The following is a 14,283-nucleotide window of genomic DNA, read 5'->3' as shown; positions in this document are numbered from 1 at the left end:
GCGCGGCCGCTTGCGGCTTATGCGAGGACAATCTTCGTGAAGTCGGCGATGCGGCTGACGAGCTGGTCGATGCTCTTGAGCAGGCCAAGGCGGTTGTTCTTGATCTTCTCATCCTTGTCCATGACCATGACATCGTCGAAGAACGTGTCGATTGGAGCAGCGAGTGCAGCGAGTGCCGTGATGGCCTCTGCATACGACTCCGAAGCGACGGCAGCGGAGGCCTTCTCGTAAGCGGCGAAGAGATTGCGCTCGGCATCTGTCTGGAAGAGGTCCGCCGAAACTTCAGCGGACTCTGCCTTCTTGGCGAGGTTGGCCACGCGCACGAACGCCTGGATGCCAGCGGCTGCATCCGTGGAAGCCACGTAGTCCGCGACGGCCTTGGCGCGCAGGGCGACGGCGTAGATGTCATCGACATCGGCAAGGACCGCGTCGACGACGTCGTAACGGATGGACTCGAGGACGTTCTTGAGGCGCAGACGGATGAAGTCGGCCACATCCTGCTGCATCTTCGCGCGGGCCTTCTCATCCTCGATGCCATAGAGGTCCATGGCCTTGGCGACGATGGCGGAAAGGCTCAGGTGGTACTTGGCCTCGATAATCATGTTGACGAGGCCGAGTGCCTGGCGGCGCAGCGCAAACGGGTCCTGGGAGCCCGTCGGGATCTTGCCGAGGCTGAAGGTGCCGACGATCGTGTCGATCTTGTCGGCCAGGCTCACGATGCGGCCTGCCGTCGTCTGCGGCTGGCTGTCGCCGGCAAAGCGCGGCTTGTAGTGCTCGTCGATGGCGATGGCGACTTTCTCGCACTCGCCATCGAGCTTCGCGTACTCGCGGCCCATGATGCCCTGCAGTTCCGTGAACTCCGTGACCATGCCCGTGACGAGGTCAGCCTTCGAGAGGATGGCCGCGCGGCGCGCGTGCTTGTGGGCCTTCTCGTCGGCGCCGATGGCATCGGCGATGAAATCGGCAAGCTTCTCAAGGCGCTCCGTCTTCTCGTACATCGTGCCGAGGCCCTGCTGGAAGACGACCGTCTTGAGCTTCTCGCGGTGCTCCTCGAGGGTCTTCTTGCGGTCTTCATCGAAGAAGAACTGCGCATCGGCGAGACGGGCGCGCAGGACGCGCTCATTGCCGTGCTGGACCGTCTCGAGGTATTCCTTGCCGCCGTTGCGAACCGTGATGAAGAGCGGCAGCAGCTTGCCCTCGGCCGTCTTGACCGGGAAGTAGCGCTGATGGTCGCGCATCGGCGTGATGACGGCCTCCGGCGGCAGCTGCAGGTACTTCTCCTCGAACTTGCCGCAGAGCGCCGTCGGGTACTCGACGAGGTAGAGGACCTCTTCTAAGAGGTCTTCCGTGATCTCAGCCTGGCCGCCGTTCGCCTTGGCGACGGCCTCGATCTGCTCGCGGATCATCTGCTTGCGCTTGTCCTGGTCGACGATGATGAAGTTCTCCTCGCAGGCCTTCTCGTAGCTCTTCGCATCGGCGATCTCAAAGTCGCCCTGCGAGAGGAAGCGGTGGCCGCGCGACGTGCGGCCCGACTTGACGTTCGCGAGCTCGAACGGGATGACATCGGCTCCGTAGAGCGCGACGAACCAGCGGATCGGGCGGATGAACTTGAAGTCGAGATTGCCCCAGCGCATGTTGTTCGGGAATGAGAGGCCGCAGACGAGCTCCGGCAGCAGCGTCTCGAGGATCTTGGCCGTCGGCTGGCCTTCCTCGTGGACTTCAGCGTAGACGTAGCCGTCCTTGACGACGAGGTCTTTCGGGTCGACGTGCTGGCCGCGCGCAAAGCCCTGCGCCGCCTTCGTCGGGTTGCCCTCAGCGTCGAAAGCGATCTTGACGGACGGGCCGCGGTTCTCGCTCGCGACATCTTCTTGCTTCTCCGCGAGGCCTTCGACGATGAGTGCCGTGCGGCGCGGCGTGCCGAGCGTGCGGACTGCCTTGAAGGCGATGCGGTTCTCCTTGAATGCCTTCTCGGCATTCTCCTTGAGCTGGGCGAGTGTGCCCGGCATTACGTGGGCCGGAACTTCTTCCGTGCCGATTTCAAATAACAGATCCTTAGCCATGCTCACTTCTCCCCTCTGTGGAGCATCGGATAGCCGAGCTCCTCACGCTGTTTCAGATAACACTCGGCGCAGAGACGCGCGAGCTTTCTCACGCGGCCGATGAAGGCAGCGCGCTGCGAGACCGAGATGGCGCCACGTGCATCGAGCAGGTTGAACGTATGCGAGCACTTGAGCACGTAGTCGTAGGCCGGATGAACATAGCCCTTGTCGATGACGCGCACGGCCTCTTTCTCGTACTTGTCGAACAGGTCGAAGAGCAGCGCCTCATCCGAGAGGTCGAAGGCGTAGACCGACTGCTCGTACTCATTCTGGTGGAAAACATCGCCGTACGTGTAATCGTCCGTCCACTGGATGTCGTAGACGTTCTCGACGCCCTGGATGTACATCGCGAGGCGCTCGAGGCCATACGTGATCTCCGAGGCGACCGGCTTGATGTCCTGACTGCCGACCTGCTGGAAATACGTGAACTGCGTGATCTCCATGCCGTCGAGCCAGACTTCCCAGCCGAGGCCCCAGGCGCCGAGCGTCGGCGACTCCCAGTTGTCCTCGACAAAGCGGATGTCGTGCTGCTTCGGGTCGATGCCGAGGCGCTCAAGGCTCTCGAGGTAGAGCTCCTGGATGTTGTCCGGCGACGGCTTCATGATGACCTGGAACTGGTGGTGCTGGTAGAGGCGGTTCGGGTTATCGCCGTAGCGGCCATCGGCCGGGCGGCGCGACGGCTCGACATAGGCGACGTGCCAGGGCTCCGGGCCAAGCACGCGCAGGAATGTCGACGGATTCATCGTGCCCGCGCCCTTCTCGACATCATACGGTTCTGCCAGGATGCAGCCCTGTTCCGACCAGAATTTCTGCAGGGCCAGGATGATTTCCTGAAATTTCATGGGAACAACTCCTTTTCACCATTGTCTATTGCCACAGGAACAAATAAAAATCTCGTTCCTGCAACGTAACGTTACAGGGACGAGACTTGTCTTCAAGTACCGCGGTTCCACCCTGATTGACTTCCGAAAGGAAAGCCCGCTCAAATTATGGGATTATGCTCCGAAGCGCCTTTCATCTCATTTCATGTTCACATTCATGATCATGGGCGGCCTCGCACCATCGCCGCCTCGCTGCAGGATGAGATTACTCTTCTTCCTCATTGCTACCTACGAGTCTAGCAAAAGTCACGTGACTTGTCAACCAGGTCCGCACCTCAGTTCTTCTGCCACATGATGATCAGCGGCTTGCCGTACTCCTTCTTGAACTGCTTGCAGTACGACTTCATCTCGAACTCAGCTGCGCTGTGGTCCTCGCCCTTCTTGCCGCGCAGCGAGAGCACGACGGCCTCCTCGTCGTCGGCGACGTCGATCTTGTGCACGACGCCCTCGTACGTCACATCGGCCGCCTCAGCGAGGGCCAGGAGCAGCGCGAGCTGGCGGACCTTCTTCCAGTCGGCCTGCGTCAGCATCATCGCATAGCGGTAGGCGCGCATGATCTTGTTGCTGATGCCGTGGTGGAAGCCCGCGATAAACGCAGCCTTGAGCTGCTCGAGCTGGCGCATGCCGTAGAGCGGCGCATGCGCGATGATGAAGGCCGAATGGCGCGCATGATCGTAGTAGTTGACGACCTTGCCCGAGTCGTGCAGCCAGGCCGCGACCTCCAGGAGGCTGCGGTCGCGCCGCGTCGCGCCATGTGAGCGCTTGAGCTGGTCAAAGAGGCTCAGCGCGAGGTTGCGCACGCGCTCGAGGTGCTCCATGCGGTGGTCGGCGCTCAAGAGGTAGTTGTGCACGCTCTCCCGCAGCACGTTCGGCACGATGGGTCCCTTCTCGGCCTTCTCGCCGTAGCCGTACTGTTCGCCGTAGTACTCGAAGAAGACGCCGTCGCGCAGGCCGCAGCCCGAGACGATGATGTTCTGGCCGCCCGTGAACTGCATGAGTGTGTTGATGATGATGCCGCCCGCCACGATGAGGTCGGCGCGCTCCGACGAGAGCCCCTTCATGCGCTTGCGGCTCGAGAGGTTCGACTTGACGATGCTCGTGTACATCTCCTCGAAGCGGCGGCGCGGGATGATGTAGTTGTGGATGCGTGAAAGCTGGTAGTTCGTCTGGGCCTGGTCCATCTTGGCGAGGTTTCGGACCGTGCCGCCGACGCCGATGACGGGCAGATTGAGCCCCTCGGCCCACGGGATCATCTCCTCGTACTTCTTGCGCACGAAGTCACAGCAGCGCTCGACGGCCGCGCCCGTCACCTTGTCGGCGAGGTTGAAGGCATCCGTCACCGTCACGGCGCCGATCGGCACGGAGACCGACTCGACAATCTTGCGGTCACGCACGAGCGAGACCTCGATTGAAGCGCCGCCGAGGTCGAACTGCAGGTAGTTGCGCTCGTCGATGGTGTTGACGACGCCGAGGTAGCCGAGGTACGCCTCGCGCTCGCCCGAGATGACCTCGATGTCGATGCCCGTCTCCTGCTTGATGCGCGCGATGAATGCCTCGCCATCCGCAGCATTGCGCGCCGCCGCCGTCGCGACCGCGATGCACTTCGTGACCTGCAGGACCTCCATCATGTGCTTGTAGACATGGAGGCAGGCCATGGCGCGCTCCACACCCTCCGGATTGAGCCTGCCCGTCTCCGACATGCCGCGGCCGAGACGGATGGCCTCCTTCTGCTGGTACTCGAGACGGTAGGACTTATTGTCGGCCACCTGTATGACGATGAAGCGGATCGAATTCGACCCCATATCAATGATTGCCACTCTCTCCATAAACGAACGCTCCCTTACTCTGTATTGCAGTCTATCATTCTTTCGCGATTCCTGCACTTTCTTCCAGTATATCAATTCAGGCGCGATGCTTCAAGACAATTCAAAATTTCCGTTAGATGCTGTATAATATAGGGTATTAACAAAAAATTTACGAAATAGCAACGCAGTCCTGCTGCTTGCTCCCTATAATAAGAAACAGGCTCATCTGCCCAGAGCCTCTCCCATTCCAGAAAGGATGTTATGGCATGAAGAAAACATCGACATTCGGCATCATCCACATTGGCTCCATCCACACGAGCATGGCCATTGTGAAATATCATTCTCCGACACAGATCGAGGTCATCGATTCCGCCAATAAAGAGCTGCCGCTCGGCGAGGAGGTTTTCCGCACGCACCGCCTCTCCTTCGCGTCCATCCATGCGCTCAGCACCATCCTGCAGGGCTTCCGGCAGCTCCTCTTAGACTACCGCGTCTCCGAGGTCTACCCGATTGCCACGACCGTCGTGCGCGAGGCGGAGAACCGCCTCGGCATCCTCGACCTCCTCTACATGCGCACGGGCTTCCGCTTCCACGTCGCCGACATGACGGAGGAAGTCTACTACAAGTTCTTCGCGCTGCACCACTTCCTCAAAAAGAATGAGCAGGTCGGCACGAAGCCGACGCTGCTGCTCGACGTCACATCGGGCGGCCTCGGCTTCACGGGCTGGCAGGACAGCACGCTGCTCTTCCAGACGAACGTCACTGGGGGGCGCCTCAGCGTCCTCGAGCACTTCACCGAGGAAGAGCGCGTCAGTGTCATGTTCCCGTCGGCCGTGCGCGATTACCTGCACGCCTCGCTCTCCTCGCTCTGGCCCCGCATCGAGCATGCGGACATCCACACACTCGTGCTCACGGGCTTCGAGGCGCGCATCCTCGTCTCGCACCTGCTGGGCAGCGCGGCAGAGTACCCCGCTGTCATCGCACCGGAGGAATTCCTGCAGATCATGGAATCGCTGATGCCGCTGACGGCGCACAAGCTCATGCAGGTCTTCGACATCAGCGAGCGCCGGGCTCAGCTCTTGCTGCCGACGCTGCTGCTCTACGAGGAAGTCGTGCGCACACTCAACATCGACACGATCCTCGTCATGAACACGACCTTCCTCTACGGCTACGCCGCCTGGTGCGGCGCACAGCGCATCAGCCCGAGCGCCATCTCCGAGCAGGCCGACCTGCTGCTCGACCTCGCGCGCAGCACGGCCATGCGCTACAACTGCAACCTGCCGCACATCAGCCGCATCGACGAGTACGCGACGAAGCTCTTCGACGGGCTGCGCCGCGTGCACGGCCTCTCGACGCGCCACCGCCTGCTGCTGCGCATGAGCGCACTGCTGCATGAGACGGGCAAGTTCGTCAACCTGCGCAACTACCCGCTGCACTCCTGGCAGATCATCATGGGCACGGACATCTTCGGCATCACGGACGCCGAGAAGGAAGTCATCGCCTGCATCAGCTACTACTACCACCGCGACAACCCCGGCAAGAAGGACGTGCATTACCAGCGCCTGACGCAGGACCAGAAGATCATCGCCGACAAGTGCTGCGCGATCCTGCGCCTTGCCGACGCCCTTGACCAGGGCCACAGCGGCCGCATCCAGGACCTTTCCGTGCGCCTCGTCAAGGAAAAACTCTACGTCAACTACACGTCAGAATACGATATCTCGCTGATCCGCTGGAGTTTCGCACAAGCCTCAGTGCTGTTCCGCGAGATCTTCGGCATCGAGCCCGTCTTAAGGAGGAAATGAACATGGACTTCAATGACCGTCAATACTACCTAAACCGCGAGTGCACCTGGCTGAGCTTCAACCAGCGCGTGTTGCGCGAATCCACCTGCGAGGACAATCCCCTGCTCGAGCGCCTGCGCTTCATCGCCATCAACTGCTCCAACCTCGACGAGTTCTTCATGATCCGCGTCGCCGGCCTCAAGCACCTCATCGAGAGCGGCGTCAAGCACCACGACATCAGCGGCCTGACGCCGCAGGGACAGATGGACGCCGTCAGCCGCATCGCGCACGACCAGATGCACGACATCGACCGCTGCCTCAAGGCGACGCTTAAAGAGCTCACGGCACACGGCATCCGCTTCGTCCAGCCGACGGACCTCGACGCCAAGCAGGAGCTTTGGCTGACCGAGTTCTTCGAGCGCGAGATCTTCCCGGTCGTCACGCCGATGGGCATCGATCCCTCGCACCCCTTCCCCTTCCTGACGAGCAAGAGCCTCAACCTCGCCGTCCACCTCAAGCGCCCTGAGGACAAGGAAGTCCGCCTCGCCATCCTACCGGTGCCGGTCTCCGTTCTCGGCCGCCTCATCAAGGTGCCAGAGCTCCAGCACTACCTCTACCTCGAAGACATCCTGAGCTACTTCGCCGAGCGCTTCTTCACGGGCTACGAGATCCTCGAGACGACGCCGTTCCGCGTCACGCGCGATGCCGACCTCGACATCCGCGAGGACGTCGACGACCTGCTCCTCGAGGTCGAGAAATCCCTCGAAAAGCGCCGCAAAGGCGCTGCCGTCCGCCTCGAGATCGCCAAAGCGGCCTCCAAGGAGACGCGCAAGACGCTCCAGAAGGAGCTCGAGCTCGACGACCTCGACGTCTACACGATCGACGGTCCGCTCGGCGCCGCCTTCTTCTCTTCGTTCGCCAACATCAAGGGCTACGATGAACTGCGCTACGAGCCCTTCGTGCCGCAGCCGTCGATCGAACTCGCCGCACGCAAGACGAAGGACATCTGGAAGGCCATCCGCGAGAAGGACATCCTCGTCCACCATCCGTACGAGACGTTCGCGACGGTCGAGAACTTCATCCGCACGGCAGCCGACGACGAGGCCGTGCTGGCCATCAAGCAGACGCTCTACCGCGTCTCGAGCAAGTCGCCGATCATCTCCGCCCTCGCCGACGCCGCGCGCAACGGCAAGCAGGTCACGGTGCTCATGGAGGTCAAGGCGCGCTTCGATGAGGAGAACAACATCATCATGGCCCGCCGCCTCGAGGAAGCCGGCTGCCACGTCATCTACGGCATCCTCGGCCTCAAGACCCACTCCAAGATCACGATGGTCGTGCGCCGCGAGGAAGACGGCATCCGCCGCTACTGCCATCTCGCCACGGGCAACTACAATGGCTCGACGGCCAAGATCTACACCGATATCGGCCTGATGACCGCCGACAACGAGATCGGCGTCGACGGCTCCCGCTTCTTCAACTTCCTCTCCGGCTTCTCCGATCCGCCGGCTTGGAACAAGCTCATCGTCGCACCGCTCAACCTGCGCGAGACGATCATGGCCGAGATCGATCAGGAAATCGAGCACGCAAAGCGCGGCGAGCGCGCCTACATCGCCGCCAAGATGAACTCCCTGCTCGACCGCCTGATCATCGCCAAGCTCTACGAGGCATCGGCAGCCGGCGTCAAGATTGACCTGATTGTCCGCGGCATCTGCGTCCTGCGCCCGGGCCTGCCGGAGATCAGCGAGAACATCCACGTCCGCAGCATCGTCGGCCGCTTCCTCGAGCACAGCCGCATCCTCTACTGCTACAACGGCGGCCGCGAAGACGTCTTCATCTCGTCGGCCGACTGGATGCCGCGCAACCTCAACAACCGCGTCGAGCTCATGATCCCGATCCGCGAGCAGGACCACAAGGACCGCCTGCACGCCATCCTGCAGACGTACCTCAAGGACAACACGAAGGCATACCTCATGCGCTCCGACGGCTCGTACGTCCGCGCCTCGTGCCGCAAGGGCATGACGCCGATTGGCGCCCAGAAGACCTTCATGGAGACGGCGCTCTCAGGCAAGACGCTCGGCTGAGCTACCACGACTCCACCAAAAAACGCTCACATCCCAAAAGATGTGAGCGTTTTTTTCTGTATACAAGTGATTCATGAGCCCGTCATGCTGAGCTGCTGGATGAAGGCCAACGATTTGAGCGGTCGGCCTAAGAGGTCCTGCAGGTAGGCAAGCAGCAGCTGCTCCGCTGCGATAAGCTTGGCCGAGGAAAGACGCAGCTCTCCGCGCTGCCAGTCAAAGTCGCGCAGGCCGACGATGAAATGGCGCAGTTCCTCGGGGAATGCCTTGGCGTCCGGCGTCGCGCAGTCCCTGCAGAGCACGCCGCCCTCGTGCATGGAGAACGCGGCATCCCCTTCGATCTTCCTGCCGCAGTGGACGCAGTTCTCATAGCGAAGCTGCAGGCCCGTGAACTCCATGAGCTGATAGACGGCCGCCACGGCCGTGACGCGCGGATTGCGGCGCTCGAAGGCATCGAGGATGTCTAAGAGTGCGGCAAACATCCGCGGCTCCGGCTGGCCCTCCGGCAGGAACTCGCGCAGGAACTCGGCAACGAAACTGCCGTAGGCCATCGCCGTGAGGTCTTCGCTGAGCTTCCTGTAGTGGCGGCGCAGCAGGCACTGGCGCACGGTGTCGACGCGCCTGCCCTCTGAGAGCTGCAGGTCGAGGTACGAGAACATCTGCATGCCGCCGGCCAGCGGGCTCCTCGGCCTGCGGCAGCCGAAAGCAGCCGCTCGCACGAGGCCGCGCTCCTTCGTGAAGAAAGTCATCATCTTGTCGGCATCGCCCCAGTTCTTCGAGCCGAGCACGACGGCTTCCGTCTGATAGAGTGCCATCGGTCAGCCCTTCTTCTGTTTGGCGAGCTCGGCCGCTGCCTCCGCCGAGAGATTCGACTGCGGCTCTGCCTCGTTTGCCAGCCGTCTCGGCATGACGGCGCCTGCCGTCAGCATGTACTGCAGGGCCGACTCGCTGCTGATGTCGAGATAGATGACATCCTGCTTGCGCACGAAGAGATTCGTGCCCGAGGTCATGTTGAGGCTCCAGGGCACGAAGACGCAGACGTAGTCGTCGCCGAGCTTCTCCTTGAGCACCGGCGGCACGTCGGCCATGATGAAGCCCAGCGCTTTCGACTGGTGGAACGGCACGAGCACGACGTGGTCGAACATGTTGTTCGACTCGAAGACAGCCGTCGAGAGGTGCTTGACGCTGTTGTAGATGAACTTGACGACGGGAATCTTGCCGAGCAGGACCTCGCCATAATGGATCATCCGCCGCATGATCCAATACGACGAGATCCAGCCGACGAAGTAGATGCCGAGCACCACCGTGATGATACCGAGCCCCGGGAAGTAGAACGGCAGATGCTTGCCGAGCACGCCCTCCGTGAAGTGCAGCACCTCACTGACGACGAGCAGCGTGATGACGATGGGCACGAGCAGGATCAGGCCGTTGACGAAGCGGCGCGAGATGCGCTTAGAGAGGCGGCTCTTATGCTCCTCTGACATTACGATTCCACCCCGAAGCCGAAATTGTGGAGCACGCCTTCACGGTTGCGCCAATCCTTCTTGACCTTGACCCAGAGGTCGAGGAAGACGCGCGAGCCGAGCAGGGCTTCGATATCCTTGCGCGCGAGGGCGCCGATTTCCTTGAGCATCGCGCCCTTGGCACCGATGATGATGCCCTTCTGCGAGTCGCGCTCGACGTAGATGGTCGCGCGGATGTAGACATCGCCGTTCGGGCGCGTCGTCATCTCATCCGTCTCGACAGCCACCGCATGCGGCACCTCGTCGCGCGTGAGCTGCAGGACCTTCTCGCGGATGAGCTCGGCGACGATCAGGCGCTCCGGCTGGTCCGTGACCATGTCTTCCGGATAGTACTGCGGTCCCTCTGGCAGATACTTCTTGACTTCCGTCAGCAGGGAGTCGAGATTCGTCTCTGCCTTGGCCGAGATCGGCACGACGCCGACGAACGGGTACTTGTCCGCATAGCGCGAGATGATTGGCAACACCTGCTCCTTCTCGATGAGGTCGAGCTTGTTGACGACGAGGATGACCGGCTTGCTCGTCGCCTGCAGGCGCTCGAGGATGTAGTACTCGCCCGGACCCATCTTCTCGGTCGCATCGACGACGAAGAGGATGGCGTCGACTTCCTTCAAGGTGCCCTCTGCCGCCTTGACCATGTACTCGCCGAGCTTGTGCTTCGGCTTGTGGATGCCCGGCGTGTCGAGGAAGACGATCTGGGCATCCGGCTCCGTCAGGATGCAGAGGATGCGGTTCTGCGTGGTCTGCGGCTTGTCGCTCATGATGGCGATCTTCTGGCCGATCAGCGTGTTGATGAGCGTCGACTTGCCGACATTCGGGCGGCCGATGACGGCGATGAAGCCCGACTTATGTTTTGCTTGCTTTGCGTTCTGTTCCATATCTTCACTTCTCTTTCTAGCTTGCTTTTCTTGTATGTGGTATCCGTCTTGCGTCATTCGCGCGGGATTCCGAGCTTCTCCATGACGAAGCGCTGCTCCTGCTCCATCTCGAGGCGCTCCTTTTCCTCCATGTGGTCGTAGCCCAGGAGATGCAGCATGCCGTGCACGGTCAGAAAGGCCATCTCGCGCTTGACGCTGTGGCCGAAGTCCTTGGCCTGTTCCTCCGCGCGCTCCACCGAGATGACGAGGTCGCCGAGCACATTGATGTCGGCGCCACCCGTGACCTCCGGCTCCTCGCTCTCATTGAGCGCGAAGGAGAGGACGTCCGTCGGGCGGTCGATGCCGCGGTACTGGCGGTTGAGCTCGTGGATGTAGGCGTTGTTGGTCAGCGTGATGCTGACCTCGCCGTTCTCGACGCCGTAGAGCTCGCCGACCTTCTGGGCCGCGGCCGTCACATTCGCGACGTACTCCTGCGGCACCTCAAGGTCTTCTGGATAATTGCTGATGATGACATTCACTTGGCGCGAGCCTCCTTCTCTTTCTTCTTTTTCTCTTCCCAGGCTCCGTACGCCTCGACAATGCGCGTGACGACATCATGGCGGATGACGTCGACCGGCGCCATGCGCACGATACCGATGCCCTTGACGTCCTTGAGGACCTGGCTGGCCTCGCGCAGGCCCGAAGCGACGCCGCGCGGCAGGTCGACCTGTCCGAGGTCGCCGGTGACGACCATGCGCGAGCCGAAGCCCAGGCGCGTCAGGAACATCTTCATCTGCTTGTCCGTCGTGTTCTGCGCCTCATCGAGGATGACGAAGGCGTCCTCGAGCGTACGGCCGCGCATGTAGGCGAGCGGCGCGATCTCGATGATGCCCTTGGCCATGAGCTTCTGGTAGCTGTCCTGGCCGAGGATGTCCTGCAAGGCATCGTAGAGCGGGCGCAGATAGGGGTCGACCTTGTCCTGCAGGTCGCCCGGCAGGAAGCCGAGGCGCTCGCCCGCCTCGACGGCAGGGCGCGTCAGAATGATGCGGCGCACCTCTTTGTTGCGCAGGGCGGCGACGGCCATGACGACGGCCAGGTACGTCTTGCCCGTGCCCGCCGGGCCGATGCCGAACGTGATGGAATTATGGCGGATCGTGTCGAGATAGAGGCGCTGTCCGAGCGTCTTCGGGCGCACGTGGCGGCCCCTAGAGGTCACGAGGATGGTGTCACCGAACAGCGTATGCAACGCCTCGCCCTTGCCGCCGCGCACGAGCCCGATGCCGTAGCGGACCTCGTGCATCGTGATCGTCGTGCCCTGGCGGTAGAGATACTGGAGCTCCTCGACGAGCGTTGCCGCCATCTTGACCTCAGCGGCCTCGCCGAGGATCTCGAGCTGCTCGCCGCGGCTGATGAACTGGCAGTCAAAATTCTCGCGCAGCACCTGCAGGAACTCGTCCCGGTCCCCGAGCAGCGCGTACGCTTCTTTATGGTCTTCAAAGACAATCTGTCTTTCCAATGCCTGCTGCAAAGAAATACTTCACCTGCTTCTTTCTACTATATAGAGATAGAATTTCCGATATAGCTTCATTGTACAACACCTAGATGATTTGTCAATGAAATCCATCGTTTCGTAAATCTCTACAGCGCTTCAGGTTGACGGTAAACCAATAAAGACGTATAATGTTGACCATAATCATCCAGTCTCTCCTGACGCATCATACGAATCGAGGTCTTATCATGTCGGAAACAAGCTGTCTGTCACTGGCCAAGAAAATCATTGCGGGCTACCGCATCAAGCGCGGGGATGACCTCTCGCTGTTCCTCAAGGCGCCGCTCGCCGAGCTGCAGGAGGGCGCCCGCCTGCTGCAGGACCACTTCTGCGGCAAACACGTCGACTTCTGCACGATCATCAACGGGCGCAGCGGCCACTGCGGCGAGAACTGCAAGTACTGCGCGCAGGCGGCCTGCCACCACACGGGCATCGAGGAGTACGGCTTCCTGCCCCAGGAGACGATCCTCGCGCACGCACGCGCCAACGAGGCGGCCGGTGCCAACCGCTTCGCCATCGTGACCTCGGGCCGCGCGCTTGCGGGCCGCGACTTCGACCGGGCCATCGAGGCCTACGAGGCCATGCGCGCGACCTGCCACATCGACCTCTGCGCCTCGCACGGCCTGCTGACGCGCGCGCAGCTGCGCCGCCTGCACGCAGCCGGCGTCACGAGCTACCACCACAACATCGAGACGAGCCGCCACTTCTTCCCGCAGATCTGCACGTCGCACACCTACGACGACCGCATCCGGACCATCAAGATGGCGCAGGAAGAGGGCTTCTGCGTCTGCTCGGGCGGCATCATCGGCATGGGCGAGACCTGGGAGGACCGCCTCGACATGGCCGTCTCCCTCGCAGAGCTCGGCATCGAGTCCATCCCGATCAACGCGCTCATGCCGATCCCCGGCACGGGCATGGAAGGACGCCCGCAGCTGCCAGCCGCTGACATCCTGCGCACGATTGCCTTCTTCCGCTACATCAATCCGACAGCCAACATCCGCTTGGCCGCGGGCCGCAAGCTGCTGCCCGAGAACGGCGCCACGGCGCTTCGGGCCGGTGCCTCCGCCTCGATCACGGGCAACATGCTCACGACATCCGGCACGACCATCAAAGAGGACATGGCGATGATCGCAGCGCTCGGCCTGACGAACCGCACAGAAGACTGCCAGGCCGTCACGGGGACATGCGGCGCGCGCTGATACAATTGCATAAAAGCAGCACGAAAAAAGAGGAAGGATTCACTCGGGAATCCTTCCTCTCTCTTTATACTCTGATGTACTCAATCCTCGTGGAATTCCGCTTTCCAGAGGCCATGGAGGTTGCAGTAAGCGAACGCAGCGACGGGTTTATCGCTGCCCGCCAGCATGAAGACGGCCTCCGGCGCATCGCCCGGTTTGAGGTGCTTGATCTGCGCGCCGTTCTCTGTCTCGAGGTGAATCCACTCGATAAAGTGCTCCGGCAGCATCGGATGCGCGACCGTGCCGACCTGGACCGTCACTTCGCCGCCCTCGCGGTCCAGCGTGATGACCGGCACATGCTTCTCAGCAGCCGCATCGACCGTATTGGGGATGAGCTCCGTCATCGGCTGGCCGCAGCAGCTCAGCGGGCCGCCAGCGTCCTTGATGAGCCCGACGATGTTCCCACATTTCTCACATCTGAAAAAACGCTTTGCCATAAAAATACCTCCCCTAATAATGATTCGATCTTACACAG

12 protein-coding genes are annotated in these 14,283 nt (G+C 61.5%); 3 read left to right on the top strand and 9 right to left on the bottom strand.

Annotated features, from left to right (window positions below; all coding sequences use genetic code 11):
• Nucleotides 1–17: 17 nt before the first annotated feature.
• The 3 genes from glyS to MITSMUL_RS08665 form a co-directional block, all read right to left on the bottom strand.
• Nucleotides 18–2,060 carry a glycine--tRNA ligase subunit beta gene (gene glyS / locus MITSMUL_RS08675; protein ID WP_005841850.1) on the bottom strand — a complete coding sequence of 681 codons (2,043 nt, stop codon included), beginning with the start codon at nucleotides 2,058–2,060 and terminating at the stop codon, nucleotides 18–20.
• 2 nt (nucleotides 2,061–2,062) lie between these two features.
• Complete coding sequence (glyQ, locus tag MITSMUL_RS08670; RefSeq protein ID WP_005841847.1) at nucleotides 2,063–2,941, bottom strand: glycine--tRNA ligase subunit alpha; 879 nt, start codon at nucleotides 2,939–2,941, stop codon at nucleotides 2,063–2,065.
• Between the two features lie 314 nt (nucleotides 2,942–3,255).
• Entirely contained in the window at nucleotides 3,256–4,782 is a 1,527-nt protein-coding gene (locus MITSMUL_RS08665; RefSeq protein ID WP_248614829.1) for a Ppx/GppA phosphatase family protein, read from the bottom strand.
• A 269-nt stretch (nucleotides 4,783–5,051) separates the two neighbouring features.
• Between MITSMUL_RS08665 and MITSMUL_RS08660 the strand changes: the two genes are divergently transcribed.
• Nucleotides 5,052–6,587, top strand: a complete 1,536-nt coding sequence (locus MITSMUL_RS08660) for a Ppx/GppA phosphatase family protein (RefSeq protein WP_005841842.1) — start codon at nucleotides 5,052–5,054, stop codon at nucleotides 6,585–6,587.
• Between the two features lie 2 nt (nucleotides 6,588–6,589).
• Entirely contained in the window at nucleotides 6,590–8,647 is a 2,058-nt protein-coding gene (gene ppk1, locus MITSMUL_RS08655; protein WP_040636112.1) for a polyphosphate kinase 1, read from the top strand.
• A 71-nt stretch (nucleotides 8,648–8,718) separates the two neighbouring features.
• Here ppk1 and recO read toward each other — a convergent pair whose 3' ends face one another.
• Genes recO through MITSMUL_RS08630 form a run of 5 tightly spaced genes read right to left on the bottom strand, consistent with a single transcriptional unit; the run spans nucleotide 8,719 to nucleotide 12,549 of the window.
• Nucleotides 8,719–9,459, bottom strand: a complete 741-nt coding sequence (gene recO / locus MITSMUL_RS08650; RefSeq protein WP_005841838.1) for a DNA repair protein RecO — start codon at nucleotides 9,457–9,459, stop codon at nucleotides 8,719–8,721.
• Between the two features lie 3 nt (nucleotides 9,460–9,462).
• A complete protein-coding gene (locus tag MITSMUL_RS08645; protein WP_005841837.1) occupies nucleotides 9,463–10,128 on the bottom strand; it encodes a DUF502 domain-containing protein in 666 nt (221 codons plus the stop codon).
• A complete protein-coding gene (era, locus tag MITSMUL_RS08640) occupies nucleotides 10,128–11,042 on the bottom strand; it encodes a GTPase Era (protein WP_040636110.1) in 915 nt (304 codons plus the stop codon). The genes MITSMUL_RS08645 and era overlap by 1 nt, the downstream gene beginning before the upstream one ends.
• A 53-nt stretch (nucleotides 11,043–11,095) precedes the next feature.
• On the bottom strand, nucleotides 11,096–11,560 hold the full coding sequence (gene ybeY / locus MITSMUL_RS08635; RefSeq protein ID WP_005841835.1) for an rRNA maturation RNase YbeY: 465 nt from the start codon (nucleotides 11,558–11,560) through the stop codon (nucleotides 11,096–11,098).
• Complete coding sequence (locus tag MITSMUL_RS08630) at nucleotides 11,557–12,549, bottom strand: PhoH family protein (protein WP_005841834.1); 993 nt, start codon at nucleotides 12,547–12,549, stop codon at nucleotides 11,557–11,559. Before MITSMUL_RS08630 ends, ybeY begins: the two co-directional genes overlap by 4 nt.
• A gap of 209 nt (nucleotides 12,550–12,758) precedes the next feature.
• Here MITSMUL_RS08630 and bioB point away from each other — a divergent pair, with 209 nt between their 5' ends.
• Nucleotides 12,759–13,769, top strand: coding sequence for a biotin synthase BioB (gene bioB, locus MITSMUL_RS08625; protein WP_040636108.1), 1,011 nt, complete (start codon nucleotides 12,759–12,761; stop codon nucleotides 13,767–13,769).
• An 80-nt stretch (nucleotides 13,770–13,849) separates the two neighbouring features.
• Here the strand turns inward: bioB and MITSMUL_RS08620 are convergent, their stop codons facing one another.
• On the bottom strand, nucleotides 13,850–14,245 hold the full coding sequence (locus tag MITSMUL_RS08620) for a desulfoferrodoxin family protein (protein ID WP_005841832.1): 396 nt from the start codon (nucleotides 14,243–14,245) through the stop codon (nucleotides 13,850–13,852).
• Nucleotides 14,246–14,283: the final 38 nt, after the last annotated feature.

Source organism: Mitsuokella multacida DSM 20544 (assembly GCF_000155955.1).
Classification (GTDB): Bacteria; Bacillota; Negativicutes; order Selenomonadales; family Selenomonadaceae; genus Mitsuokella; species Mitsuokella multacida.
This window is presented reverse-complemented; position numbering and strand designations above follow the sequence as displayed.

Bases quoted from the DNA above. Each gene is read 5' to 3' on its own strand.
- bioB (WP_040636108.1), top strand. From the start codon at position 12,759: ATGTCGGAAACAAGCTGTCTGTCACTGGCCAAGAAAATCATTGCGGGC.
- MITSMUL_RS08660 (WP_005841842.1), top strand. From the start codon at position 5,052: ATGAAGAAAACATCGACATTCGGCATCATCCACATTGGCTCCATCCAC.
- MITSMUL_RS08645 (WP_005841837.1), bottom strand. From the start codon at position 10,128: ATGTCAGAGGAGCATAAGAGCCGCCTCTCTAAGCGCATCTCGCGCCGC.
- glyS (WP_005841850.1), bottom strand. From the start codon at position 2,060: ATGGCTAAGGATCTGTTATTTGAAATCGGCACGGAAGAAGTTCCGGCC.
- recO (WP_005841838.1), bottom strand. From the start codon at position 9,459: ATGGCACTCTATCAGACGGAAGCCGTCGTGCTCGGCTCGAAGAACTGG.
- MITSMUL_RS08620 (WP_005841832.1), bottom strand. From the start codon at position 14,245: ATGGCAAAGCGTTTTTTCAGATGTGAGAAATGTGGGAACATCGTCGGG.
- ppk1 (WP_040636112.1), top strand. From the start codon at position 6,590: ATGGACTTCAATGACCGTCAATACTACCTAAACCGCGAGTGCACCTGG.
- glyQ (WP_005841847.1), bottom strand. From the start codon at position 2,941: ATGAAATTTCAGGAAATCATCCTGGCCCTGCAGAAATTCTGGTCGGAA.
- MITSMUL_RS08665 (WP_248614829.1), bottom strand. From the start codon at position 4,782: ATGGGGTCGAATTCGATCCGCTTCATCGTCATACAGGTGGCCGACAAT.
- era (WP_040636110.1), bottom strand. From the start codon at position 11,042: ATGGAACAGAACGCAAAGCAAGCAAAACATAAGTCGGGCTTCATCGCC.